Source organism: Paraburkholderia sp., assembly GCF_026225065.1.
In the GTDB taxonomy this organism is placed as follows: Bacteria; Pseudomonadota; Gammaproteobacteria; order Burkholderiales; family Burkholderiaceae; genus Paraburkholderia.
Genome location: NZ_JAMFSB010000229.1, coordinates 1 through 25169 on the forward strand (window position 1 = coordinate 1; position 25169 = coordinate 25169).

Consider the following 25169-nt stretch of genomic DNA (forward strand, 5'->3'; position numbering starts at 1 on the left):
ACGCGCCAGCTTTAGATGCTCATCGCGCCAGTTTGCCCGGCGTTCGAGATAGTCGTCGCAGAGGTCATAGATCAACAGGTAATGCATGGATATCCCTCCTGAATTAGCGGATAAATATTTCCGGTTTAGTCAATGACGTCAATATTGCGGAATTCCAATGACGGCGGAATTTTCTTCCGAATTTCAATTGAAACCAATCGAATCGAGCTTATATCAATGCGGGGTACCGCTGTTCATCGGGAAACGATGACAAGGGAAGTGAAAGGTATGGTTTTGACTCGTCATTCATTCTGTATTCCGAACTATCTGCGCATTTTGCTCGTGCCAGGCGCGCCTTGAATGTCATTAGCGGGCGAGCGCCAACCGATAAGCGCCTAGGGAAAACCAGCCCCGCTGCCTGTCAACCACCCGACATCGCCATCCGTTTTACCTGACAGTTTTGCCATAATAACGACGGCGATGGGCAAACGGATGCCTGTGACGCCCGGTTGTACAACTACCAACAACAGTTTCACTACCGATGGAGTGTCCCATGAAGATCCAGTCCGCGTTCGCTGCCCTCGTCCTCGGCGCCGTGTTGGCGTCACCCGCTTTCGCTCAAAACAGTCAGCAGTCGAAGATGACCGCCTGCAACCAGCAAGCCGGCGACAAGAAAGGCGACGACCGCAAGGCCTTTATGAAATCGTGCCTGTCGGCGAAACCTGCCGCGGCGCCGATGTCCCAGCAAGACAAGATGAAGGCCTGCAACACACAAGCCACGGGTAAGAAAGGCGACGATCGCAAGGCCTTCATGTCGACCTGCCTGAGCAACAAGAGCTGATCTGAGCCGTTCTGGGCGTTGCAGCGGAGGCACGGCACGGTTCTAACCGCGCCTCCTCCGCGATGCCACTGTCGGCAATCCGCGCCTCTCTCGCCGCCATAAGGGCCGGCACCGCTGTCACCGCTGTCACCGCTGTCACCACTTCACCACTCTGTCAGCGTTACTAGGGCCGTCAGCGCCGTCCAGCCTCCCCGCCGCTTTCCCGCCTTTCAAAGTCCGTTCGCCCCGATTGCAGCATTTTCTTCTATGATGGCTGCGGAGACGGCCCACCTATAAAACACCATGCGCCATCGGGCCGCCATCTTGTCGTTGATGCCACAGAGCATTGATCGGAGGCAAGAATGGTATGGAGACAGAAAAACCGCTGGTTCAGGCGGTGGCTGGTCGTCATCGTCTTTTGGGCGGTGCCGGTCGCGATCGTCGCGGTGCGCGAGATTCAGGAGGAAATGGCCTACAACGCCGTCGACCTCGATCGCGCCCTGACCACGTGGAATTTCACCGACGCGCAACGCGCCGCCGGTGCCTCGGCCCGCTGTCATGGCGAGCCGGATGAGGCGCGCGCGGCAGGCTGCCCGTCAGACGTGCTGACCGCCAATGCGCCACGCCAGCAGGAGGCGCGTGACGAATACTCCCTGCGCCGCACTACGCTGTTCGCTTATCTGTGGCACGCATTCGTCGGCTACTGGATCGTGCCCGCCATCACGCTGTTTCTCCTCGGTGCGCTGATCGGCGGCATTCGCCGCGCGTTGCGCCGGCCTCCACCCGTCAAAAGCACGCAGAATCATTGAAGGGTGCACACGGCAGGGATTCTTTCATATTTATTTCAAACACATTACGTCGTGCCGAAAATCGGTAAAAAACGACATGCCGGGTGCGCGACGGACATCGCTCCGCCGTTGCTGGGGAGCCGCCATATCGGGCACAAATTCTGCGTCCTTCGGTGCGTACGAAGCCCTTCGAAGGCGGTCCAGTGATCGGTCAGAGTTACCCTGCAGACTTTTCATATTTGCCGCAAACGCCCGTCCCACAAGGGTTTTCGTCGCAAGCGGGAACGCACCCTTTACTCGTGCGTGTGATATAACTATCTTGGCAGCCCGGTAAAACGCGTGGTTGCACCCAGGAACCGTGACGGAGAAAAACGATGCAAAGACGAAACTTCATGCTGAAGACTACCACTGCGCTAGCTTTCGGAAGCCTTGCACTCGCAGGATGCACCACCTCGTCGGGCACCCCCGATAACGCGTCGACCAATATGTCGAAGCGCCAGTCGATTGACTCCAGCGTCGACGGGACGATGTCGCGCCTCTTCCAGACGGTGCCCGGCTCGCGTGAGCTCGTGTCGAAGGCGCGTGGCGTATTGGTGTTCCCGTCCGTGCTGCAAGCCGGCTTTATCGTCGGCGGCCAGTATGGCGAGGGCTCCCTGAAGGTCGGCGGCGGCACGGTCGGCTACTACAGCACGGTCTCGGGCTCGTTCGGCCTGCAGGCCGGCGCGCAATCGAAGGCCATCATCTTCCTGTTCATGACGCAGGACTCGCTCGACAAATTCCGCAATACCGACGGCTGGTCGGCAGGCGGCGATGCCTCGGTCGCCCTCGTCAAGATGGGCGCGAACGGCGCGATCGACACCACTACGGCCACCGCACCGGTCGAAGTGTTCATCCTGACCAATGCTGGTCTGATGGGCGACATCTCGCTCAACGGTACGAAGGTGTCGCGCCTGCATATCTAAGCAGGCGGGCTCCGGGATCGCTTGCATTACGCGGTCCCACGCAAAAACGGCGATGCTGCCAGGCATCGCCGTTTTTATTTGCCACGCACGCTGGGATCAACGCGGCGTCGTGGTCGTATCGATCACCTTGAAACGTGAACGCTTTTGCGCGCGAATCACCGACTGATACGCCTGGACATACTCCTGCGCCATCCGGTGTGACGTGAAGCGAGCCTCGAAGTGCTCCCGCACACCGGCGCGCGGCACCTTATGCAGACGGTTCACGGCAGCCACTGCGCCAATCTCGTCTTCGACGATAAAGCCTGTCACGCCGTCGTCCAGCACTTCCGGCACGGCCCCGCGATTGAAGCCGATCACGGGCGTGCCACAGGCCATCGCCTCGATCATCACGAGACCGAACGGCTCGGGCCAGTCGATCGGGAACAGCAGCGCATGCGCGCCCGACAGGAATTCGGCCTTCTGGTGATCGGCAATCTCGCCGATGAATTCCACGTACGGCAGGTCCAGCAGCGGTTTGATATCGCGCTCGAAGTATTCGAGATCCGCGCTGTCGACTTTTGCCGCGATGCGGATCGGCAGGCCGCAGCGGCCCGCAATGCGAATCGCCGTGTCGACGCGCTTTTCCGGCGAGATCCGGCCGAGGAACGCCAGATACTTCTGCTCGACCGGCTGCGGTGTATAGAGGTTCTCAGGCAGCCCGTGATAGACCGTGGTCAGCCATTTGGCCTGCGGCAAGGGCTGGCGTTGCGAGTTCGAAATCGAGATCACCGGCGCGGTGTTGAACGTGTCGAACACAGGTTGTTGCTCGGGCAAATCGAGACGGCCATGCAGCGTCGTGACGAACGGTGTCTCCTGGCGCTTGAACACCGAGAACGAGTAATAGTCCATGTGGAAATGGAGCACGTCGAACTGGTCGGCCTGGCGGCGCACCAGTTCCATCAGCAGCATATGTGGTGCGATGCGGTCCCGGATGCCGGGGTCGAGCCGCAGGGCGCGTGGCCACACAGCCTCTAGTTTTGCGGAGGTCACCGAGTCGCCGCTGGCAAACAGCGTCACGTCGTGGCCGAGGTCGACCAGCGCCTCAGTGATGTACGACACGACACGCTCGGTCCCGCCATACAGCTTGGGCGGCACCGATTCGGTCAAGGGGGCGATCTGTGCAATTCTCATCGTGTCTCTCCGTGAAACTGACGGCCTGACCGCGCTGAGCCCGGACATCCAGCGCAGCAGCCTGCAACGGCCATGTCAGCGGCGCACGAGTATGCCAGCGCCTATGTCTCCAATCAATGTAATGACCGGCGTTGTGTTTGCTGCCGCCAGTTTGAGTCGCTTATTTCACCAGCTTATTTCGCTGGTTACCGCCGATTATTGCCGATCGCGTAGGAAAAAGCCCACAAACCTTTCAATTCCTATGTGCTGTTACAGTCAGGAAACACATCCCGGCTTATCGCGAAGGCCACTTCCACGGCGGCAGATCGAGCGCATCCGCGCCGGCAATCCGGGTAGCGCCCAGCTGCTTTTCGAGCACGATGGACTGACTGTCGTCTTCCCGTTCGAGCGCGGCAATCAGGCGCGCCGCGTGCGACACCACCAGCACCTGCGAATGGCGCGAGGCGCGGGCAATCAATCGCGCCAATGCGGGCAGCAGGTCGGGATGCAGACTCGTCTCCGGTTCGTTCAGCACCAGCAAGGCGGGCGGGCGCGGCGTCAACAATGCCGCCACCAGCAGCAGATAGCGCAAGGTGCCATCGGATAGCTCGGCGCCCTTCAGCGGGCGCAATAGCCCGTGCTGATGCATCGTCACTTCGAAGCGGCCATCGAGGTTGATCACCGCGACGCTGGCGCCGGGAAACGCGTCGTCGATGGCGTCATCGAGCGCCGCCGCGTCGCCGATTTCGCGGATCGTCTGCAACGCTGCGGCGAGATCCGCGCCGTCGTCGCCGAGCACCGGTGTGTGCGTGCCGATCTGCGGCAGGCGCACGGGGGACTCGCTATCGGTGCGGAAATGGTCGTAGAAACGCCACGAACGGATCTGCTCGCGCACTGCGATCATTTCCGGCGCGGTACGCGGGTCGGAAAACTCCGTCATCATGCTGTCGAAGCTCGCTACCGGCTGCGGGATGGTCTGCCACTCGCCGCTGTCGTCACGCGTGCGCAGCGTCGCGCCGTGGCGGTCCACCAGCATCGCGGAGGGCCGCAGCAGCGGACCGCTCCAGATGCATTCGCGCTTGATGACCGGGTCGAGCGAGAACGCGGTCGTCGTCGCCTTGATGGTCGGCAAGCCGAGGTCGATCGCATAACCGAACTGGTCGCCGGCAAAGCCGAGCCGCAGATTAACCGGCTCGTCGCGACGCACACCCTGCACCGGCAGCTCGCCGCTCAGCATGCCGCGCGAGAAGCGCTCGGGGCCAGCCCAGAGCGTCGACGGCAAGCCGCCTTCACGCGCCAGCGAGGCAATCACGCCGCCGCGCGCCGTCATCGCCAGTAGCCGCAACGCGCGATACACGCTCGACTTGCCGCTGCCGTTCGGTCCGGTGACGATGTTCAATGGGCCAAGCGGCGCGATCACTTCGCGCAGCGAACGATAGTTGGCAATCGCCAGCGTGGTCAGCATGACGCCTCCGGCCACGCGGCGCTCATCGATCCACCACTCGTGCCACCCATCAGAACGACCGTCCCGCGGCACCCGCCCCATGCAGCGGGACGCTGCGCAAGTCTTGCAGGAACGAGTCGCGCCATACACCGAGATCGTTCTTGCGCAGTGCTTCCATGTTGATCTCATGGCGCCGCTGCCTGGCCTCTAGCGGCATGGACAGCGCACGCTGCAGCGCTTCGCACATCCCCACTGAGTCATGGGGATTCACCAGCAGCGCGCCGCTCAGTTCCGCCGCCGCGCCGGCGAAGATCGACAGCACCAGCACGCCAGGATCGTCGGGGTTCTGGGCCGCCACATACTCCTTGGCGACGAGGTTCATGCCGTCGTGCAGCGGCGTGACGAAGCCGATTTGCGACTCGCGGAACAGCGACATCAGCTTCCAGCGGTCGTAACGCTGGTTCAGATAGCGGATCGGCGTGTAGTCGAGGCCCGAATAGCGGCCGTTGATGCGCCCTGCTTCGTATTCAAGGTCCTGGCGGATCTGCTGATAAGTGACGACGTCAGAACGGGTGGGCGGCGCGATCTGCACCAGCGTGACGTTGCCGCGCCACTCCGGCGAGCGCTCCAGCAGATGCTCGAAGGCGCGGAACCGTTCGACGAGGCCTTTCGAATAGTCGAGCCGGTCGACGCTCATGATCAGCTTGCGGCCTTCGAGGCTCTGCTTGAGGTCGAGCACATGCTGACGGCTCTCGTAGCGCTGCGCCTGTTCGGCGATCTCGTCGGGGAACACGCCGATCCGGTAGACGCCCGTACGCAGACGGCGTCCAAAGGCTTCGGCGTGACCGTCGGCCGTCACGCTGCCGCGCGCGTGCCGCACGAGGTAATCGTGAAAGGCGAGCTCGTCGGTGGTGGTCTGAAAACCGAGCAGGTCATAGCAGCACAGCGACTTCGCCAGCTCTTCATGCGGCGGGATGTTCAGCAGGATCTGCGGCGCGGGAAACGGGATATGCAGGAAGAAACCAATGCGATTCGTGATGCCTTCGGAGCGCAGCGCTTCGGCGAACGGAATCAGATGGTAGTCGTGGACCCAGATGATGTCGTCGGGTTCGAGCAGCTTGATTAGACGGTGGGCGAGCCACGCGTTGACGCGCCGGTAGCCGGCATATTCCTCGCGCTCGTAGCGCGCAAGATCGTTGCGATAGTGGAAGACCGGCCACAGCGTCGCGTTCGAAAACCCGCGGTAATACTGATCGTAGTCCTTGCGCGTGAGCCCGACGGTAGCGAAGGTCACGGCGCCTTCCTGCTCGATCGTCGGCCCTGCGTTGGCGACGGTTTCGCTGACGACGTCGCCGCTCCAGCCGAACCACACGCCCCCCGCGTCCTTCAACGCACCGAATACACCGACCGCGAGTCCCCCTGCCGATCCCTTGGTTTCGGTCGGGGTTGCCACACGATTCGATACGACGATCAACCTGCCCATGTCTGTTGTCCTCCTGGTTCCGAGGGCGTCCGCGCGTTGGCGCGTCGCCCTGGTTCGCGGCTAAGAAATGACAGTTCGACCGGTCGCGAGGACGATCAGTTGCAAGCCCGATGGTAGCCAGGCTTCATGCAGGGACCGCGGACAGGGTTCAGGCACACCTCGGACTGCTTCACGCAGCCGGTCCCAGGCGGATTTCGGCTGGCGCGTTACTCGCCGCTTCGGCAGGGAAACGCCTTGCCGAGCCCCAGCGAAATCGCGGTGCTGGCGTTATAACCCACCGCGTTCGGATTCTCCGCAATGTACTTGCGCACCGCATCGGTCAGCTGTTGCGAGCGCGCTTCCGGCGGCAGGCAGAAATACTGGCCCACCCGCGGACCGGTGGTGCCGCCAATCGCGTCAATCGTGTTGAAGACGCCGTCGGCCGCGCCTTCGATATACGCAGCGCACGCGCTACGCGATGCCACATCCGTTTTCTCGCACAGCTTGTTGAGGTCGCCTCCCGTGAATGCGGCTGCCGTTAGCGGTACGGCAAGCGCACTGGCGCAAATCAAAGCCCGCAGCATGGTGATCCTTCCAGGGTAATTATCGAGCGGTCTGATGCCGCATAGAAACGGCGCGCCCCAAAGCGCGCCGTAGCCGTCATTCTGCACTGTTTTTCTGCATGCGAGGCATGCCGGCAAGTTACTTCTGCTGCGTTTGCTGCATTCTCGCCGTCAGGCCCTCGACGACATCCGGTTCCTTGTACTGCTTGGCAAAGTCGAGCGCGTTCATGCCGATCTGGTTTTTCACATTCAGGTCGGCGCCGTTGTCGAGCAGCAGCTTCACGGTCGACACATGGCCGCCGCGTGCAGCCATCATCAGCGGCGTGGTGCCGTTCGGCGAGCCGGCGTCGACGTAAGCGGAATGGTCGAGCAGCAGCTTGACGACGTCGTCGTGACCGTTGGCGGCCGCGTAGTGCAACGGCGCCCAGCCCTTCTTGTTGACTTCGGCGTCTTTCGCGATCAGCAGTTGCACGATGTTGATGTCGCCATTGAGCGACGCCATCATCATGGCGTTTTCGTCGGCCTTGTCCGTGATCTCGATGTTGGTCTTCGGGTTGGCGACCAGCGCCGCGGCCACTTTGTCCGACTTCTCACGCGCGGCCAGCACCAGCAGCGGGATGCCCTGATCGTCGGTCAGGTTCGGGTCCATGCCGTGCGAAAGCTGCTTGTTGACCTCGTTCACATCGTCGAACTTGACGGCCTTGATCATCGTGTCGGCCGGCGCGGCGTGAGCCGGCAATGCGGCAAGCGCCGCGCAGGCGAAGCCGCCGGCCAGCGCGACGCGCGACACGCGGGCGGCGCCACGACGCAGTGAAGCGAGGACGCGTGTGCGGTTGGCGTTTACAACGGAGGACGAAGCGTTCCGGGCGTTGGTCTGGGTCAGATATTTATTCATATATAGCTTTAGGAATCGTCCCTATCTTGTTGATAATATTCAATTTCCAGATTCACGCGGCTGCTGCTGCGGGAATCCTGAAGAGCCGGAAGAAGTTTTCGGTTGTTGCGGCGGCCAGCGCCGCATCCGGCATCTCGCGTTGTTGCGCGATGAAGCGTCCGACATAACTTACGTACGCAGGTTCATTCGGCTTGCCACGATAAGGCACCGGCGCGAGGTACGGCGAGTCGGTTTCGATCAGCAAACGCTCGAGCGGCACCCGTCGCGCCACGTCCTGCACCTCGGTCGCGCTCTTGAACGTGACGATGCCTGACAGCGAGATGTAAAAATTCTGCGCCAGCGCCTGTTCGGCGATGGCCCACGGTTCCGTGAAGCAGTGCATCACACCGCCCGGCTCGCCCGCGCGCTCCTCGGCCATGATCCGCAGCGTGTCTTCCGACGACGAGCGGGTGTGGATGATGAGCGGCTTGCCCGTGGCATGCGCCGCGCGGATATGGGTGCGAAAGCGCTCGCGCTGCCATTCCATGTCCGCAATCGTGCGGCCTTCGAGGCGGTAGTAGTCGAGGCCGGTCTCGCCGATCGCCACCACTTTGGGATGTTTGGCCAGTTCGACCAGCTCGGCCACGCTCGGCTCCCGTGCATCCTCATTATCCGGGTGCACGCCAACCGAGGCGAAGACATTCTCGTACGCGTCGGCGACCGCCAGCACGGAGGGCAGGCTTTCGAGGTCGACGGAGACGCACAGCGCATGCGTGACCGAGTGGCTGCGCATGTTATCGATGACCTGCGGGAGGCGGTCGCCGAGTCCTTCGAAGTTGATGTGGCAGTGTGAATCGACAAACATGGTGGTGTCCTGCTGAATCGGATGGGTATGGGTCAGCTAGCCGGCATCAGGCAGCGGAGTCGAGCCGCCGGCCGAGAATCAACAGGTCGCGCTCGATGCCGTCCAGCACCGCGACGCGCGGCAGCGCGCCCCACTCGCCAAACCCGAAGCTGCGGAACAGGCGCAGGCTCGCTTCATTGTGGCCGAAAATGAAGCCCAGCACGGTGTGAATGCCAAGCCCCGGCGCGGCCGACAGCGCCTCGGCCAGCAACTGCTTGCCGAGCCCTTTGCCGCGTGCCGCTTCGTCCAGATAGATGCTGACCTCGGCCGTGCGCAGATAGGCCGGGCGGCCGTAAAAATCGGAAAAGCTCAGCCACGCGATGATCCGGTCGCCGTCTTCCACTACCCACAGCGGCCGCTTTTCCGGCCCGTGCGCGTGAAACCATGCGAGCCGGCTTTCGACGCTCACCGGCTCGAGATCCGCCGTCACCAGGCGCGACGGCACGGTCGAGTTGTAGATGGCGACGATGGCGGACAGATCGTCGAGTGTGGCGTCGCGGTACGAAAGACTCATGATGGCGTGCGTGTCAGGTGTTAGTTCAAAAAGTCAGGTACGGATAGTGAAACCGAGGCATAACCGGGCCGCGAACCGCGTGTGATCGCGCTGCACAGCCAAGGCCGCGAGCGGCCCGTCTTGCCGCTCGCCTGTCAACGGGTCAGCCTAAGGGAGGCCGACGCACGCGGCGACTGGCCAGCCGCCTCAGGCGAACAGATCGCGATAGCCGATAAACAGTTCCTCGAAGACCAGCCGAGCGTTCAGCGGATGGTTTTCCACCGCGCGCTGGCGCGTCACGGTCTTGATGAAACGCGCGAACGCCGTGGCATCCGTCTGCGCCGCGCAGCGGTCCAGCGCCACCGCAGCCTGCGGGAAGTAACGCGGCGCCCCGGCGGTCCGCTGGGCCAGCAGGTCATACAGCCAGCGCTGCAGCCAGCCGAGCACAAGCGGCACCGGCAGCTTCTGCAGCGCCTCGGCGCACGCAAACGCATCGCACTGCGGGCCGGCAGCGAGCTGTTTGAGGGTCCAGTCGCGCAAGGTCCGGTTCTCGTCGCTCGCCAGCGCCAGCGCGGTGAGCGGCGCGCCGCCCGCCTCGGCAAGCAGCGCCGGCGCCTCGGCCACGCCCTGCGCGGCGAGCCACGGCGTGGCGATCTCCGGCGCGGGGGCCGTCATTGGCCACTGGCGGCAACGGCTGATGATGGTCGGCAACAGGCGGTCGATGCGCGCGGACACCATCAGGAACACGACGCCCGCCGGCGGCTCTTCGAGCGTTTTCAGCAGCGCGTTGGCCGCCGCGACGTTGAGCGCCTCGGCAGGCGCGAGCACGACAACGCGCGCGCCGCCTCGATGCGAGCCCACGCCGGTGAAATCCAACAGTGCGCGCACCTGTTCGATCTTGATTTCCTTGCTCGGCGCGCGGGTCTTTTTGGCGTCGTCGGCGTCGGCTTTTTCAGCCTTTTCGTCAGCGGCCGCGTTGGCGAGACCCGCTTCGGCGGCTAGCGCCTCGGGCACGACGATCCGGTAGTCCGGATGGTTGCCCTGCACGAACCAGTGGCACGCGGCGCACGTCCCGCACGGTTCGCCGTTAGGGAGTTGGGCCTCGCACAACAGCCCTTGCGCCAGATGCTGCGCAAAGCGCAGCTTGCCGATTCCCGCCTGGCCATGGAGCAGCAACGCATGCGGCCAATGTCCGCGTAGCTGTTGCAGACGGTTCCAGTCATCGGCTTGCCACGGATAAATCATTGTTTCTCTTTTAATTCAATCAGTTGACGGCATTTTCTAAAGCGAAACGCGAGCTTCTTCAATGCTATAAATCTGGCTAATATTATTAAATAATCAAAGCGTTGTGATCAACTCTTCAAGTCTTTTCTGAATCTGTGGAATGCTCTGTGTGGAGTCAATGATAGCGAACCGGTAAGGCGCTTCTTCGGCCCGGCGCAGATATTCGGCGCGCGTGCGGGTGAAAAACGCGTCCGATTCGCTTTCGAAGCGATCCGGCTCGCGCGCCGAGCTGCGGCGCTCGCTGGCGGTGTCCGGCGACACGTCGAACAGCAGCGTCAGGTCCGGCTGAAAGCCGCCCTGCACCCAACGCTCCAGGGCTTCGAGCTTGTCGCGCGGCAAGCCGCGGCCACCGCCCTGGTAGGCGAACGTGGCGTCGCTGAAGCGATCGGACAGCACCCAGTCGCCGTGCGCGAGCGCCGGCTCGATGACCTGCGCCAGATGTTCGCGGCGTGCCGCGAACATCAGCAGCGCCTCGGTTTCGAGGTCCATCGTCTGGTGCAGCAGGAGCTCGCGCAGCGACTCGCCGAGCGCCGTGCCGCCCGGTTCGCGCGTCATGACGACGCTCCGGCCGCTCGCCGCAATGTGCGCTTCGAGGCGCTCGCGAAACCACGCGAGATGGGTGGTCTTGCCCGCCCCGTCAATGCCTTCGAATGTGATGAATTTGCCCCGCGCCATCATTGCCCTCGAATATATTTGTCGACGGCCTTGTTGTGATCGCCGAGTGTGTCAGAAAAAATGCTGCTGCCGTCGCCGCGCGACACGAAGTACAGCGCGGTGGTCTGCGCCGGGTTCAGCGCCGCCTGCAGCGACGCGACGCCTGGCAACGAAATGGGCGTTGGCGGTAGGCCCATGCGCGTATACGTGTTGTAGGGCGTGTCGGCCAGCAGGTCGCGCTTGTGCAGATGGCCCGTGTAGCCGTCGCCCATTCCGTAGATCACCGTCGGATCGGTCTGCAGCGGCATGCCCACGCGCAGCCGGTTCGCGAACACCGCCGCGACCATGGGCCGGTCCGAGGGCTTGCCGGTTTCCTTCTCGATGATGGATGCCATCGTCAGTGCATCATACGGCGTCTTGTACGGCAGGCCTGGTGAACGTGCCATCCACGCTTCGTCGAGGCGCTCGCGCATCAGATGATAGGCGCGCCGGTACACGTCGAGGTCGCTGGTGTTCTTGTCGAACAGGTAGGTGTCGGGGAAAAACAACCCTTCGCCGTTGCCGATCGACGCTTCCGGTGCGCCGATCGCGGTCAGCAGATCGGCGTCGCTCATGCCGGCCGTATCGTGCTTGACGGCCGGATTGGCATCCAGTTCGGCACGCATGTGCTTGAAGGTCCAGCCTTCGATGATCGTTGCGACGTATTCGTTGACGTCGCCGCGAGCAAGCTTCTGCAGCACTTCGTACGGCGTCACGCCGCTCTTGAACTCGTAGTTGCCCGATTTGAGCTGCGTCTGCAGCCCGAGCAGACGCGTCATGACGACGAACAGTTCCGGCTCGACCGGCACGCCGCCGCGGTTCAGCTGCAGCGTGACGCTGCGCAGGCTGCTATGCGGTTTGACGGTCACATCGAGTTGCGGGGGTGTCAGGTTGATGGGGCTGTTGGCCCAGTGGTATCCGCCGACAACGGCGGCTGCGGCCAGCGCAACGACAATCGTGCCGGCAACGAGACATTTCTTCAGGAGGGACATGCGGAACATGGCTTGGGTGAAGTCCATATAATACTTGCTTGCCTTAGCCAAAGTCAGAATTGACTGATCTCTAAATCCATGAACGCACCGCTCGCTTCTGCCCCTGGCAACGCTGCTGCCACGACTGCCGCCTCACCGGTCACGCTCGCCCCGCTGCCGCGTCCCACGCACGAAGAATTCGACGCTGTCAGCGCGCACGGCGCCTATATGCCGCTCACGCAGTTCGGCGTGATCGATGCGACCGGCGACGACGCGGCAAGCTTCCTGCACGGTCAGTTGACCAACGATACCCAGCATCTCGATGCGGCCAATGCGCGTCTGGCGGGCTACTGTTCGGCCAAGGGGCGTCTGCTGGCGTCGTTTCTGAACTGGCGCAGCGGCGAGACGATCCGCCTGCTGGTGTCGAAGGACATCCAGGCCGCCGTGCAGAAACGTCTGTCGATGTTCGTGCTGCGCGCTAAAGCGAAGCTCTCGGATGCGAGCGGCGAACTGGCGGTGGTGGGCCTGGCGGGCGATGTGCGCAAGGCGTTGTCGGGCGTATTCGACGCGCTGCCCGATGGCGTGCATGTGAAGGTGGACGGGCCCGCCGGTTCGCTGATCCGCGTGCCGGATGCGCTCGGGAAGCTGCGTTACTTGTGGGTCGGGCCGAAGGCTGAGGTTGAGGCGCGTCTGCCGCTCTTCGACGGCAAACTCACGCGCGCCTCGGCGGCGGTGTGGGACTGGCTCGATATTCGTGCGGGCGAGCCGCGGATTACCCAGCCGGTGGTCGAGCAGTTCGTGCCGCAGATGGTCAATTTCGATGTGCTCGGCGGCGTGAATTTCCGCAAGGGCTGCTATCCAGGGCAGGAAGTCGTGGCGCGCAGCCAGTATCGCGGCACGATCAAACGGCGCACGTCGCTGGCCAATGTGGCGGGGGAACTTGCTACGGTCGCGCCGGGTATGGAGCTGTTCCACTCGGCGGATCCGGGCCAGCCGTGCGGCATGGTCGTGAATGCCGCTTCGGCGCCGGAAGGCGGTGTGGATGTGCTGGTCGAGGTCAAGCTCGCGGCGCTCGAGTCGGGGTCGGTTCATCTTGGTGCGGCTGATGGGCCGGCGCTGACCTTTCTGGCGCTGCCGTACACGTTGCCGACTGAGGTTTGATGAGGCTTGGCGGTCGCCCCGCAAGATTGATATACTTTGCTTTATGTATATCAATCTGGGAGATGCATCATGCAAGTCTCGAAATGGGGAAATAGCCTCGCAATTCGCCTACCCGCGTCGGTGGTCGATGCGCTGGAATTGCGCGAAGGCGATGACGTTGAAGTGCGAATTGCCGACGCCAGGATGTTCGAGTTAAAAAGGAAACCCGGTCGCGAGGAGTTTCTTGCCCGCCTGCGCACTTTCCGCGGCACGCTTCCGGCCGATTTCACGTTTGACCGGGACGACGCGAATGGCCGTGGCTAAAGCGTTTATCGACACAAACGTGCTCCTATACCTTCTGTCGAGTGATGCGAGCAAGGCGGATCGTGCCGAATCCACTGTGCGGGCTGGCGGTCTCATCAGCGTGCAAGTGCTGAACGAGGTCGCCAATGTGGCGCGCCGCAAACTGGCGATGTCGTGGGCCGAACTCAACGACGTGCTATCGCTTGTCCGTTCGCTATGCGCGGTCGAACCGCTGACTGTCGAGATGCACGATTGCGGCAGACGCGTGGCCGAGCGCTATGGATTGAGCGTCTACGACGCAATGATCGTTGGCGCGGCGCTAGTCAGTGGATGCGAAACCTTGTATTCCGAAGACATGCAGAATGGCCTGCTCGTCGATCACCAGTTGCGGATTCGTAACCCGTTCACCGGGCCGGCGTTGTAGAGATTTTGCTCTCGTCCAACACGGTCACTGCCGCCCCGAATCCTCCACCGTCTGACCGCCGCGCACGCCCTCACTCCACCGCGGGAGACAGCCCCCGATGTGCCTGATCGTCTTCGACTGGCGGCCCGATGCGGCCGACGGCCCGCTTTTCACACTCGCCGCCAATCGCGACGAATTCTTTCGCCGCACCGCCGATCCCATGCACTGGTGGGCCGAAGCGCCGAACCTGCTGGCCGGGCGCGATCTGGTGGGCGGCGGCACGTGGCTTGGCATGACGCGCGACGGCCGTTTTGCAGCACTGACGAATTACCGCGCGCCGCACGAGATGCGCGCCGATGCGCCGACGCGCGGCACGCTGGTCAGCCACTGGCTGCTGGGCGAGCCGTCCGCCGAAAACACGCCACTCGACTACCTGCAGCGGGTTGCGCAGGACGGTGATATCTACAACGGTTTTAACCTGCTGGTGGGCGACTGGTCGCGGCGCGAACTTGGCTGGTATTGCAACCGCTCGGCCGCGCCGCCGGCGTTGCTCGAAGCCGGCACGCATGGCATCTCGAATGCCGTGCTCGATACACCGTGGCCCAAGCTTGTGCGAAAGCGCGCCGAGCTGGGCGCGCTGGTCGCGTCCGACCCGCTCGTGCCGCTCGAAGGTCTGATCGAACTGATGCGCGATACCCGCCTCGCCCGCGACGACCAGTTGCCGTCCACCGGCATCCCGCTCGAACGGGAGCGGGTGCTGTCGGCGGCGTTTATCGAATCGCCGGAGTACGGGACGCGCGGTACGACGGCCTTGCGGGTCGTGGCGAACGGCATCAACGGCACGCACGACATGCATGGCAATCACCTGAGTGCGACGGTCGCCGAACGCAGCGACGACAACGGCTCGCATCGCGTGGCACGCCCCGGTGACTTCGAGCGTAGCTTCGCGTTCAATATCGAACGCTGAGGCGGCGCGCTGCGGCGACGAGTTCGGCTTTCGCGCTCAGCCCTCCGGCTCGAGACCAAACGCCGAACGCAATGCGGCGGCCGCATCGGCATGAGCCCGCGCGACTTCCGGCACGAATCCCCCCATCTTGAAGAACTCGTGGATCATGCCCGCGTAGCGCATCAGCGTGACCTCGTTGCCTGCTGCGCGCAGCTTTTCCGCGTAGGCGATGCCTTCGTCGCTGAGCGGATCGTATTCGGCCGTCGCAATCCACGCGGGCGCCAGGCCGCCGAATCGAGGCGCGTCGCGTGTGCCGTCGAGCGGCGCAAAGCGCCAGTCATCGCGATCGCCTGGGTCGCGCACGTATTGCTCGAAAAACCACTGGATCGTCGCAGCCGACAACAGAAAACCGTCCGCGAGCCGTGCGTGCGAGTCGGTCCTCTGATACCCCGTCGTGCCCGGATAGATCAGCATCTGCAGCACCGGTTTCGGCAGCCCAGCGTCGCGCGCCAGAACCGCGCAGACGGTGGCAAGCGTGCCGCCTGCACTGTCGCCGCCAAGCGCAATGCGTGCGGGGTCGACACCATACAGACCCGCGTTGGCATGAAGCCAGTTCAACGCATCGAACGCGTCGTCCACAGCGGTGGGGAATTTATGTTCCGGAGCAAGCCGGTAATCGACTGAGAGCACCAAGCATTGCGCGTCGCGCGCGAACATCCGGCAGAGTGCATCGTGCGTATCCACGCTGCCTACGGTAAAGCCGCCGCCGTGGTAGTAGACGAGCGCTGGCGAGGGCTGCGCCCAGCTCGGTTCGGCCGGCTGGTAGAGCCGCGCGCGGATCGTCGCGCCGTCGCGCGTCGGCACCCGCAGATCTTCGACGGCGAACATCCGTGCGGACGGAATCTCCAGAATTGGCGCGCTTTTCTCGTAAGAGGCGCGCGCTTGTTGCGCGGTGAGTTCGTGGTACGGCGGGCGCTTCGCCCGCGCAATCAACTCGAGCACCTGCTCGATCTTCGGATTCAACGGCATCGGGTCACTGTCCCTTGACCTCAGGCTTGAGCGATAGTGGGTCAGTCGGATTGCGCAACTGTTCGATATCCTCATGACGCAGGTGGACAGTCGGCAGGATCGCCGCGTGCGTGATGATGTAGAAGCGCCCTGCTTCGATCGCCGCGAACGTCATCTCGGCGACGTCCTTCGCGCTCAGCTTGCCCGACTGCACCGCCCGCTGCAGTTGCTTGCCGGCGGCGAGTTGCGAGCGTGTTGGACCGGTATCGTTGCGCAGGGTCTCAGGACGGGCGCGCTCCGCATCGGCGATGCCGGTCGGCACGAAGGCCGGACACAGCAGCGAGCAACTCACCTGGCCGCCCGCGTTCTGCAGGTCGTTGTAGAGCGTTTCCGTCAACGAGACGACCGCGTGCTTGGACGCGTTGTAGACGCCCATCGCTGGCGGCGACAGGAGCCCCGCAACGGACGCGGTATTGACGATATGCGCCGGTTCGTTCTGCCGCAGCATGATCGGCGTGAACACGCGCACGCCGTGAGCGACGCCCATCACGTTGACGCCGAATACCCACTCCCAGTCGCGTGCCGTGCTTTCCCACACGAAACCGCCGACGCCCACGCCTGCGTTGTTGAACAGCAGATGAACCTTGCCGAACGCGTCGAGCGCCGCGAGCGCCAGTGCTTCGACCTGGGCGGCGTCCGAGACATCGGTCGGCACGCCGATCGCGTCGGCGCCGGCCGCGCGCAGATCATCCACGGTGCGCGCGAGCGCGGCGCCGTCGACATCGGCCAGCACCAGCTTCATGCCCTGGGCCGCGCCCTTCTCCGCAAAGGCGCGCCCAAAACCGCTCGCCGCGCCGGTGATCACAGCCACTTTGCCGTCGAACTGGAACATCAGGTGTCTCCGCTAGTTACCTGTCTAAATGACTGTCAAAAATTCGATGAGATACAGTGAAACGCAACGAGATCAAATCAACTCAGATCAGCTTGACGAGTTGCTTGCCAAAATTCTTGCCTTTGAGCAAGCCGATAAACGCCTCGGGCGCACTTTCAAGACCCTGCGCGATGCTCTCGCGGTAATGCAGCTTCTTTTGCGCGACGAGCGTGCCGAGTTGCGTGAGCGCTTCGGACCACACGTCCAGCTGCTCTGTGACGATGAAGCCTTGCACCAGCAGACGCTGCCTGAGCAACAGCGCCGGATTCTTGAGCGGCACGGGCTCGCCATCGTAGCCGGCGATCATCCCGCACAGCGCGATCCGTCCGAACGCGTTCATACGCGCAAGCGTCGCGTCGAGCACCTCGCCACCGACGTTCTCAAAGTAGCCGTCGACACCGTCTGGCGTCGCAGCTTTCAGGTCCTGATAGAGATTGCCGGCCTTGTAGTCGACACAGGCATCGAAGCCGAGCGTCTCGACCACATAGCGGCACTTGTCCTCCCCACCGGCGATGCCGACCGCACGCGCCCCCGCCAGCTTCGCGAGTTGCCCGACCACGCCGCCGACCGCCCCGCTCGCTGCGCTGACCACCACCGTCTGCCCAGCCTTCGGCGCGATGATGCGGTTCAGACCGTACCAGGCCGTAACGCCAGGCATGCCCACTGCACCCAGGTAAGCGGCGAGCGGCACATGCGTGTCGTCGACCTTGCGCACGCCGGTGCCGTCGGAAGTGCCAAACTCCTGCCAGCCGAGCGTCGCCACCACCTTGTCGCCCACCGCGAACTTCGGATGCCTGGTCTCCACGACTTCGCCGACGGTCCCGCCGACCATCACCTCATTGAGCGGCTGCGGTGCCGCGTAGGACTTGGCGTCGCTCATGCGGCCGCGCATATACGGGTCGAGCGACAGATAGTGATTGCGCACGCGGAACTGGCCTTCGGCGAGCGGTTCCAGCGCCGTTTCGACGAGCTTGAAATTGTCGGGCGTAGCGGCGCCTTGTGGACGCGACGCGAGCACGAATTGACGGTTGATCTGGGTCATGACGATCGTCTCCTTGATTGTCTGGATGTAGCGTGAATCTGTGGGCACGCAAAGCGCGACGTGCGTAGCGGCCCGTCCCGCCATGCGTTCAACCGTCGCTAGGACCGGGTTTGGCGGACGGGTCGCTGCGCAGACGCTGATGCGTTACTTCGCGGCCCACGGCAAGACGGCGCATGTACTTGAAAGTACCAAGCGCCTTCGCGACGAAATGGCCTTCGCTATCGCGGATTTCGCCTTCGCAATACGCCATTGTGGTCGAACGATGCAACACGCGTGCCGTGGCGCGCAATTCGCCCCGCCCCGGCTGCATGAAGTTGACTTTCATCTCCACCGTGACGACACCCACGCCGTCGCCCGCGAGACTGCGGGCGGCCATTGCCAGCGCGACGTCGGCAAGCGTCATCGTGACGCCGCCGTGCGCCACGGCCCAGGTGTTCATGTGGTCGGGCGCGAGCGGCAAGATTACTTCGCTCGAGCCGTCCGCGGCGCTGACGAGTTGGACGCCGAGGTGGTCGACGAAGGGGCTTTCGAGCACGGGCAGCGCGTTGGGGGCGACGGTGGAAGCGTCAATCCCAGGTTGGCGTTGATCGGCCGCGGGTTGTCCCGCCGCCGGTTCGCGGGCCCCCGGTTGGCCGGACCCACCTTTCTGCGAATCAGTCATTGCCGCAGCTCAGACTTCGTAATCGACACATTCGCGCGATTCACGCACCGCGCCGACGAAGCCCTTGAGCGCTTCGTGAGTCGGGTGAACCTGGTAGGCGTCGAGCGATGCCTTGTCGGCGAAGTCGGAGACCAGTACGACATCGTAGGTGGAGTCGAGGCCGGCTCCGCCGAGGCCCACTTCCAGATGCAGGATGCCAGGCACGATGTTCCGGCAACCTTCCAGCTTTTCCTTCAGCTTGACGGCATTCTCCGCGCGCGAAGCACCCTCTGCCGATTCCTTCAACTTCCACATCACAATATGTCGAATCATGTTTTTAGTAGCGTTCCACGCTATTCCGTTAAATTGGCTAAGTCCTTATGTGGATTGCCTTTTCCGACAACCGATAGCTGCCTTTCATGCCGTGGCGCTCGCAGACGCCAAGACCAGACGGGCCAAAGCAGCTTCCAAGCCTATCAAACTTACAGACTCAGATGGTCTTTATGTTGAGGTACAGCCCAATGGCTCGAAGCTAACGCCAGGCCTTCGTGAATTCGCCGATCACGCGTGCGAGATGCGCCTGCATCGCCGTGCGCGCAGCGGCCGCGTCGCGCGCCATGATGGCCGAAAAGATGCGCTGATGGTCTTCCTGCGAAGCCGCCCGCAACGCGGGCGTGTGGAAGTGCTCCTCAATCTTTTTCCACAACGGGTCGGCGCGAGAGTTGTCCCACATCGCGGTCACCACGAGCCGGAGCACTTCGTTTCCCGTCGCCCGCGCTATCGACTGATGGAACTCTCGGTCAGCGGCTTCGTTCGCGGCCTTGTCGTCCATGTTTTCGCGCATCGCGCGTAACGCCGCGAAAAGCCGGTCGAGGTCCGAATCCTTGCGTTCGGTCGCGGCGAGCGCCGCGATTCCGCTTTCGACCACCACCCGCGCGCGCAGCGTCTCGATCGGGCCTGGTCCACGTGGCAGTTCGAACGAGACCGGTCGCGCCTCGGGCGCTTCGGCCACATAGATGCCGGACCCAACACGCACCTCGACCACGCCCTGCACTTCCAGCGCGATGATCGCCTCCCTCACCTGCGTGCGACTCACGCCGAAACGCTCGGCAAGCGTGCGCTCGGAAGGCAGGCGGGCACGCGGCCCGACGTCGCCAGCCTCGATCAGATCGTAGATCTGTTTTGCCAGCCCGACATAGGAACGGTCGGCCGCGTCCGCATCGGCGGCCCGGCCGGTTAGGGTGTGCGAAAGATCGGCCATCCAGGATTCTCGAAATCGTCGAAGCCGCCCGGCGGCGGCTGAAGTTCGCCGAAATGGTACACCAATTCCTTGTCGCGGCGTGTCTGTGTGCCGCAGGCTTTAGCCGGCAAGCGCAGAAGCGACGCGGGTTTCAGCCCAATCGAGTCGTGCACCGGGCGCACTGGTAAACCACTATCGCGTGCGGATTGGTATGCCAGTACTGTCGAATTGGGAGCGTAGGCGCATCCTTCGTTTCGCTTCGAGGAGACGTCTTTGAAGAGGTCATTCCGTTGGTTCGGCGAGTCCGATTCAGTCCCGCTGTAGCACATCCGCAAGATTCCCTGCAATACGCACACCGTGTCGGCAATTCACGACGAGCCATGTGTGCTGGCAATCGGTAAGTTCAATCCAACAAAACAGGAGACAACATGCTTTCAGGAATCCAGGTGCTTCGAGCGGCGGCGACCGCGACATTGGCGCTGTGCGCAAGCACGGCTTTCGCACAGGCATCGATCGTTTCCGGCCCGCCGAGCGATCCCACGTGCATGGTCCCTTGGAAGAGCGACACGAAGTTCGTCAAATATCCGAAGAAGAGCGGGCCCTACCGGATCGCACTGGTGAACGGCTATATCGCGAACACCTGGCGTATCCAGATGATCAAGACGGCCAAGGCCTACACGGCGCAACCGGCCGTCGCCGCCAAGCTCAAGGAATTCAAGGTCGTCTCGACCGGCGAGGACGTGCCGGCGCAGATCTCGGCCGTCAACAACTTCATCGATGCCGGCTATGACGCGATCATCGTTGACGCGCAGAATCCCGCCTCGTTCGGACCTGCGATCCGCCGCGCGAAGAAGGCCGGCGTCGTGCTGATCGCGTTCGACAATACGCTCGACAGCGAAGACGCGATCAACGTCGACGTCGACCAATACGGGCTCGGCGTGCTGTGGGCCAACTGGCTCGCCTCCCATGTGTCGAACGGAGGCAAGGTGCTCGAGATTCGCGGGGTGGCGGGCACGTCGGTCGACACTGACCGGCACAATGGATTCCAGAACACGTTGAACGCGACCGGCAAGAAGTGGAACGTTGTCCAGGTCTACGGCAAGTGGGACGACGGCGTCGCACAAAAGGCTGTGGCCGACGCGATTGCCGTGCAGGGCCATTTCGATGGCATATCCGCGCAAGGCGGCGACACCGGTGTCGTGCGCGCGATGCTCGATGCGAAACATCCTTTCGTGCCGTTCGGCGGCGAAACGGAGAACGGTTTTCGCAAGCTCTGCGCGCAGTACGGGAGCCAGGGGCTGAAGTGCACGTCAGCGGGTAGCGGTCCCGCGCAGGTGGCCGTGGCGATCAAGACGGCCCTCGCTGCGCTGGATGGCCAGACGATTCCTGTCGCGATCAAACTGCCGCTCGACGTCACCGACGATTCGAAACTGAAGGCAGGTGTCAACTATTTCCCGGATGAGTCCGACAACTTCTTCGTCGGCAACTCGTTTCCGACTTGCGGCATCAACTTCTCCGCGCAGGAAATCATGAAGCAGAGCCAGGGCAACCAGTAATCGGGTTGGATCCGTGACGCGAAAGGAGACGAAGCATGCGGCAGGACGAGGAGCAGCCGTTCTTTCAGATGTCCGGCGTGTCGAAAAGCTACGGCGGCGCCGTCGCGCTGGATAGCGCGGACCTCGCGGTGCGCAGCGGCCGCATCCATGCGGTCCTCGGCGAGAACGGCGCGGGCAAATCCACGCTACTGAAGGTGATGTCCGGCGTCGTGCAGCCGGACGAGGGAACGATGCACCTCGACGGTCGTCAGGTATCCTTTGCGTCGCCCCCCGAGGCGAACGCAGCCGGCATCGTCTGCGTGTATCAGGAGCTGTCGCTAATCCCTGATTTGAGCGTGGCGGACAACATCTTCGCTTCGAACCCGCCGCGACGCTTCGGCATGATCGACCGCCGGACCCAGCGTCGCCAGGCCGAAGACGCGCTCGCCCGCGCGGGCGCGGCCGACATCAATCCGCTCGCGAAAGTTCGCGACCTGCCGCTGTCGCGCCAGCAGATGGTCGAGCTCGCGAAGGGGCTGGCGCACGAGCCGCGCATCCTGATCCTCGACGAGGCGACCTCGGCGCTGACCGCGGCCGACGTGGCGCGTGTCATTGAAGTGCTCAAACGCCTGCGCGACGAGGGGCTCGCGCTGCTCTTCATCTCGCACCGGATGCACGAGGTGAAGGCGCTCGCGGACGAATGCACGGTCTACCGGAACGGTCGTCATGTGATGAGTTTCGAGGCGGGCACGCGCAGCGACAATGAGGTTGTCGAAATGATGATCGGCCGGAAGTACCAGCACGCATTCCCCGACAAACCCGCGGACACGCCCGGGCGCCGTCTCGCCGCCGAACCGGTTCTCGCCTGTCGCGATCTCGCGTGGAACGACACGCTGCAAGGCATCAGCTTTTCGCTAAAGCCCGGTGAAATTCTTGGGCTGGGCGGACTCGACGGGCAAGGCCAGCGCGAACTGCTGCTCGCACTATTCGGCGTGTTGCGCGGTTGCACCGGCAAAATCGAGATCGACGGCAAGGCCATGTCGATCACGAGCCCCGTGGTCGCACGCGCCAACCAGATCGGCATGGCGCTGATTCCGGAGGACCGCAAAACAGAAGGCCTGATGCTGCCGATGTCGGTGCGCGAGAACCTGTCGTTTGCCGCGCTCGATCGCATGTCTACCGCAGGCGTGATCGATCGCGATCGCCAGCAGTCGTTCGTCGACCGCATGATGGAGCTCCTCGCGATCAAGTCGTTCAGCGTCGACGCGGCCGTGGGCTCGCTGTCGGGCGGCAACCAGCAGAAGGTAGTCATCGCGAAGTGGCTGATCCGGCAGCCGAGAATCCTGCTCCTCAGCGATCCGACGCGCGGCATCGACGTCGGCACCAAGCAGGAGCTCTATCAGTTGCTCAGGCGCCTCGCCGATGAAGGCGCCGCGATCCTTTTCTATTCGACCGACTATGACGAGCTGATCGGCTGCTGCGATCGCGTGCTCGTGCTGTACGAAGGCAGGATCAAGAAGGAACTCGTCGGGCCGGAGATCACCGAGCAGAACCTGATTGCAAGTGCACTGGACCTGCCTGTCGGTCAGGTTTCGCCTTCCACGGGAGTCGCGCTATGAGCGGGCTGCGTTACTGGTATGCGGAAAATCGCGGGACGACGTTCGCGTTCGGCCTGTTCGTGCTGATGTTCGCGATCTACCTCTTCAACTATCCGTCGGCGCTATCGGCAAACGTCTTTCAGACGGCTTCGAACAAGGCAGTACTGCTCGCGCTGGTGTCGATGGGTCAGGCGCTGGTCGTGCTGACGGCCGGCATTGACCTGTCGATCGGCATGACGCTCGTGCTGACGAATTGCGTCGGATCTTGGATCGTCACCGGCGACGCGCTGCACAGCGCTCTCGGCATCGCTGGCGTGCTCGCGGTCGGCGCGCTGTGCGGCGCGTTAAACGGCGCAATCATCATTTTCGGCCGGCTGCAGCCGATCGTGACGACGATCGCGACGGGCGCCGTCTACTATGGATTGGCGCTTCTGCTGCGCCCGGTGCCCGGCGGATCGATCAACGAGGACCTCGCCGACGCGCTGACCGGCAAGGTCGCCGGCGTCGTGCCGGCGAGTCTGCTGATTCTGTTCGCGACTGTGGTGATCGTCTGGATTCCTTTCAAACGTTCGGCGATCGGGCGCGCGGCCTACGCGACCGGCTCATCCGAATCCGCGGCCTTTCTGTCCGGCATGCCGATCCTGCGCGCGAAGTTCGCGAGTTATACGCTGGCCGGCCTGCTCGCCGCGATCGGCGGCCTCTTTCTGACATTCTTTACGGACACGGGAGAAGCGAGCCTCGGCAGCGCCAACTCATATGCGCTGTTTTCGATCGCCGCCGTGGTCATCGGCGGCGTGTCGCTGCTCGGCGGCAAGGGCAGCGCGATCGGCGCGATCTTCGGCGCATTTGCATTTCGCTCTATCGGCGACCTGCTGTTCGTGTTCGACGTCGATGCGCTGTGGCAGCCGCTGTTCCAGGGTGTCATTCTGCTGCTTGCTGTCGCGATCGGAGCGTGCGGGCTGTTCAGGGTGCGCAACCGTCTGGAGTGGTTTCAATGAGCGACGTTTCCGCAACCAGCCGGACCACGTTCCTGTCGAGGCTCACGCGTAAGGTCGACCGTCCGATCGTCATCGCGTTCGCGTGCATCATCGCGCTGCTGCTCGTCGGCGGGATGTATTCGCGCAGCTTCATGTCGCCGGAATACATTCTGCTGCAGCTGAAGGTCGGCGCGTTCCTCGGCATCATCGCGACCGGCCTGATGATGGTGATACTGCTCGGCCACATCGACCTGTCGCTGCCGTGGACAATCACGGTCGGCGCGATGATGGCGTGCGCCGTCGCGGGGCACAGCGAACTCGGCGGCATCCTCGCGATTCCAGTCGGGATCGGTTGCGGCGTGCTGATCGGTATCGTCAACGGCATCCTTGTCGCGTTGCTGCGCATTCCGTCCATGATCGCGACGCTCGCGACCAATGCGGTCGCGCAGGGCATCATGATCGTCTACACGGGAGGATCGTCGCCCCAGGATTCCGCGCCACACGCGATGCGATGGCTCGCTGCCGGCTGGCTCGTGCCGGGCGTGCCGAATGCCGTCGCGCTGTGGGTGCTGATCGGCGGCGCCACGATGTTCCTGCTGTCGCGCACGACCTTTGGCCGCACGCTGTACGCGATCGGCAACACCGAACGCGCGGCGTATCTTTCCGGCATCAATACGCGGCTCGTGACAGTGGCCGCTTTCGCCGTGTGCAGCGGATTCGCGGCGTTCGGCGGCGTGCTGCTCGCGGGTTATGCGTCCAAAGCGGCGCAGTCGATGGGCGATGCTTACCTGTTGCCGGCGATCGCGGCGGTCGTGCTCGGCGGCACGTCGATTCTGGGTGGCCGGGGTTCGTACCTCGGCACGGTGGCCGGCGCGATCCTCATCACGCTGCTGCAGTCGATCCTCTCGGTCGCGCAGATGCCGGAGGCGGGACGCCAGATCATCTACGGCGTGGTGATCGCGTCGATGCTGCTGCTGTATGGGCGCAGCAAGCGCGAGGCGTAGCAGGAAGCGGTTGTCG

General features: G+C 63.3%; 27 protein-coding genes. 11 read left to right on the forward strand and 16 right to left on the reverse strand.

All coding sequences use genetic code 11. The features are described 5' to 3' along the window. Window positions 1–532 precede the first annotated feature (532 nt). The 3 genes from M0954_RS16765 to M0954_RS16775 all read left to right on the forward strand — a co-directional run bounded on the left by M0954_RS16765 (window position 533) and on the right by M0954_RS16775 (window position 2549). The gene (locus M0954_RS16765) at window positions 533–820 is read left to right on the forward strand and encodes a PsiF family protein (protein ID WP_122154711.1); all 288 of its coding nucleotides are present in this window, start codon (window positions 533–535) and stop codon (window positions 818–820) included. A 341-nt stretch (window positions 821–1161) separates the two neighbouring features. Then, on the forward strand, window positions 1162–1608 hold the full coding sequence (locus tag M0954_RS16770; RefSeq protein WP_122154710.1) for a hypothetical protein: 447 nt from the start codon (window positions 1162–1164) through the stop codon (window positions 1606–1608). A 353-nt stretch (window positions 1609–1961) separates the two neighbouring features. Then, window positions 1962–2549, forward strand: a complete 588-nt coding sequence (locus M0954_RS16775; RefSeq protein ID WP_297354358.1) for a YSC84-related protein — start codon at window positions 1962–1964, stop codon at window positions 2547–2549. Window positions 2550–2645: 96 nt separating this feature from the next. Here the strand turns inward: M0954_RS16775 and M0954_RS16780 are convergent, their stop codons facing one another. The 10 genes from M0954_RS16780 to mltG all read right to left on the reverse strand — a co-directional run bounded on the left by M0954_RS16780 (window position 2646) and on the right by mltG (window position 12407). Beyond that, window positions 2646–3719 carry a glycosyltransferase family 4 protein gene (locus M0954_RS16780; RefSeq protein ID WP_122154708.1) on the reverse strand — a complete coding sequence of 358 codons (1074 nt, stop codon included), beginning with the start codon at window positions 3717–3719 and terminating at the stop codon, window positions 2646–2648. 274 nt (window positions 3720–3993) lie between these two features. Next, the gene (locus M0954_RS16785) at window positions 3994–5163 is read right to left on the reverse strand and encodes an AAA family ATPase (RefSeq protein WP_297354360.1); all 1170 of its coding nucleotides are present in this window, start codon (window positions 5161–5163) and stop codon (window positions 3994–3996) included. A 49-nt stretch (window positions 5164–5212) separates the two neighbouring features. Then, window positions 5213–6625 (reverse strand): alpha,alpha-trehalose-phosphate synthase (UDP-forming), encoded by a 1413-nt coding sequence (gene otsA, locus M0954_RS16790; RefSeq protein WP_123384083.1) that lies wholly within the window; start codon window positions 6623–6625, stop codon window positions 5213–5215. Between the two features lie 206 nt (window positions 6626–6831). Further along, window positions 6832–7188 carry a Rap1a/Tai family immunity protein gene (locus M0954_RS16795; RefSeq protein ID WP_122154705.1) on the reverse strand — a complete coding sequence of 119 codons (357 nt, stop codon included), beginning with the start codon at window positions 7186–7188 and terminating at the stop codon, window positions 6832–6834. Window positions 7189–7306: 118 nt separating this feature from the next. Further along, on the reverse strand, window positions 7307–8062 hold the full coding sequence (locus M0954_RS16800) for an ankyrin repeat domain-containing protein (RefSeq protein ID WP_122154704.1): 756 nt from the start codon (window positions 8060–8062) through the stop codon (window positions 7307–7309). Between the two features lie 52 nt (window positions 8063–8114). Continuing rightward, the gene (locus M0954_RS16805) at window positions 8115–8906 is read right to left on the reverse strand and encodes a TatD family hydrolase (RefSeq protein ID WP_297354362.1); all 792 of its coding nucleotides are present in this window, start codon (window positions 8904–8906) and stop codon (window positions 8115–8117) included. Window positions 8907–8952: 46 nt separating this feature from the next. Beyond that, a complete protein-coding gene (locus M0954_RS16810; protein ID WP_297354364.1) occupies window positions 8953–9459 on the reverse strand; it encodes a GNAT family N-acetyltransferase in 507 nt (168 codons plus the stop codon). Window positions 9460–9645: 186 nt separating this feature from the next. Continuing rightward, window positions 9646–10683, reverse strand: coding sequence for a DNA polymerase III subunit delta' (locus tag M0954_RS16815; protein WP_122154701.1), 1038 nt, complete (start codon window positions 10681–10683; stop codon window positions 9646–9648). Between the two features lie 93 nt (window positions 10684–10776). Then, complete coding sequence (tmk, locus tag M0954_RS16820) at window positions 10777–11397, reverse strand: dTMP kinase (RefSeq protein ID WP_122154700.1); 621 nt, start codon at window positions 11395–11397, stop codon at window positions 10777–10779. Next, window positions 11397–12407 carry an endolytic transglycosylase MltG gene (gene mltG / locus M0954_RS16825; RefSeq protein ID WP_123385799.1) on the reverse strand — a complete coding sequence of 337 codons (1011 nt, stop codon included), beginning with the start codon at window positions 12405–12407 and terminating at the stop codon, window positions 11397–11399. The genes tmk and mltG overlap by 1 nt, the downstream gene beginning before the upstream one ends. Window positions 12408–12485: 78 nt before the next feature. On the opposite strand from mltG, the gene M0954_RS16830 reads away from it, so the two are divergent. The 4 genes from M0954_RS16830 to M0954_RS16845 all read left to right on the forward strand — a co-directional run bounded on the left by M0954_RS16830 (window position 12486) and on the right by M0954_RS16845 (window position 15199). Next, window positions 12486–13547, forward strand: a complete 1062-nt coding sequence (locus M0954_RS16830) for a folate-binding protein (protein WP_297354366.1) — start codon at window positions 12486–12488, stop codon at window positions 13545–13547. Between the two features lie 69 nt (window positions 13548–13616). Next, window positions 13617–13850: an AbrB/MazE/SpoVT family DNA-binding domain-containing protein gene (locus M0954_RS16835; RefSeq protein WP_122154698.1), complete on the forward strand. Its 234-nt coding sequence runs from the start codon at window positions 13617–13619 to the stop codon at window positions 13848–13850. Beyond that, window positions 13837–14253 carry a PIN domain-containing protein gene (locus M0954_RS16840; RefSeq protein ID WP_122154697.1) on the forward strand — a complete coding sequence of 139 codons (417 nt, stop codon included), beginning with the start codon at window positions 13837–13839 and terminating at the stop codon, window positions 14251–14253. Before M0954_RS16835 ends, M0954_RS16840 begins: the two co-directional genes overlap by 14 nt. A gap of 97 nt (window positions 14254–14350) precedes the next feature. Further along, window positions 14351–15199, forward strand: a complete 849-nt coding sequence (locus M0954_RS16845; RefSeq protein ID WP_297354368.1) for an NRDE family protein — start codon at window positions 14351–14353, stop codon at window positions 15197–15199. A gap of 36 nt (window positions 15200–15235) precedes the next feature. Here M0954_RS16845 and M0954_RS16850 read toward each other — a convergent pair whose 3' ends face one another. The 6 genes from M0954_RS16850 to M0954_RS16875 all read right to left on the reverse strand — a co-directional run bounded on the left by M0954_RS16850 (window position 15236) and on the right by M0954_RS16875 (window position 20060). After that, the gene (locus M0954_RS16850; protein ID WP_297354370.1) at window positions 15236–16207 is read right to left on the reverse strand and encodes an alpha/beta hydrolase; all 972 of its coding nucleotides are present in this window, start codon (window positions 16205–16207) and stop codon (window positions 15236–15238) included. A gap of 4 nt (window positions 16208–16211) precedes the next feature. Continuing rightward, window positions 16212–17078 (reverse strand): SDR family oxidoreductase, encoded by an 867-nt coding sequence (locus tag M0954_RS16855; protein WP_297354372.1) that lies wholly within the window; start codon window positions 17076–17078, stop codon window positions 16212–16214. An 82-nt stretch (window positions 17079–17160) separates the two neighbouring features. Next, a complete protein-coding gene (locus M0954_RS16860) occupies window positions 17161–18159 on the reverse strand; it encodes an NADP-dependent oxidoreductase (RefSeq protein WP_297354373.1) in 999 nt (332 codons plus the stop codon). Between the two features lie 88 nt (window positions 18160–18247). After that, complete coding sequence (locus tag M0954_RS16865) at window positions 18248–18694, reverse strand: PaaI family thioesterase (RefSeq protein WP_122155680.1); 447 nt, start codon at window positions 18692–18694, stop codon at window positions 18248–18250. Window positions 18695–18829: 135 nt separating this feature from the next. Then, window positions 18830–19132, reverse strand: a complete 303-nt coding sequence (locus M0954_RS16870) for a Dabb family protein (protein ID WP_297354376.1) — start codon at window positions 19130–19132, stop codon at window positions 18830–18832. 199 nt (window positions 19133–19331) lie between these two features. Beyond that, entirely contained in the window at window positions 19332–20060 is a 729-nt protein-coding gene (locus M0954_RS16875; protein WP_122154691.1) for a FadR/GntR family transcriptional regulator, read from the reverse strand. 407 nt (window positions 20061–20467) lie between these two features. On the opposite strand from M0954_RS16875, the gene M0954_RS16880 reads away from it, so the two are divergent. Genes M0954_RS16880 through M0954_RS16895 form a run of 4 tightly spaced genes read left to right on the forward strand, consistent with a single transcriptional unit; the run spans window position 20468 to window position 25153 of the window. Continuing rightward, window positions 20468–21595 carry a sugar ABC transporter substrate-binding protein gene (locus M0954_RS16880; RefSeq protein ID WP_122154689.1) on the forward strand — a complete coding sequence of 376 codons (1128 nt, stop codon included), beginning with the start codon at window positions 20468–20470 and terminating at the stop codon, window positions 21593–21595. Between the two features lie 35 nt (window positions 21596–21630). Next, window positions 21631–23193 (forward strand): sugar ABC transporter ATP-binding protein, encoded by a 1563-nt coding sequence (locus M0954_RS16885; protein ID WP_297354378.1) that lies wholly within the window; start codon window positions 21631–21633, stop codon window positions 23191–23193. Continuing rightward, the gene (locus tag M0954_RS16890) at window positions 23190–24170 is read left to right on the forward strand and encodes an ABC transporter permease (RefSeq protein ID WP_133891586.1); all 981 of its coding nucleotides are present in this window, start codon (window positions 23190–23192) and stop codon (window positions 24168–24170) included. The genes M0954_RS16885 and M0954_RS16890 overlap by 4 nt, the downstream gene beginning before the upstream one ends. Next, window positions 24167–25153 carry an ABC transporter permease gene (locus M0954_RS16895; protein WP_122154686.1) on the forward strand — a complete coding sequence of 329 codons (987 nt, stop codon included), beginning with the start codon at window positions 24167–24169 and terminating at the stop codon, window positions 25151–25153. The genes M0954_RS16890 and M0954_RS16895 overlap by 4 nt, the downstream gene beginning before the upstream one ends. Window positions 25154–25169: the final 16 nt, after the last annotated feature.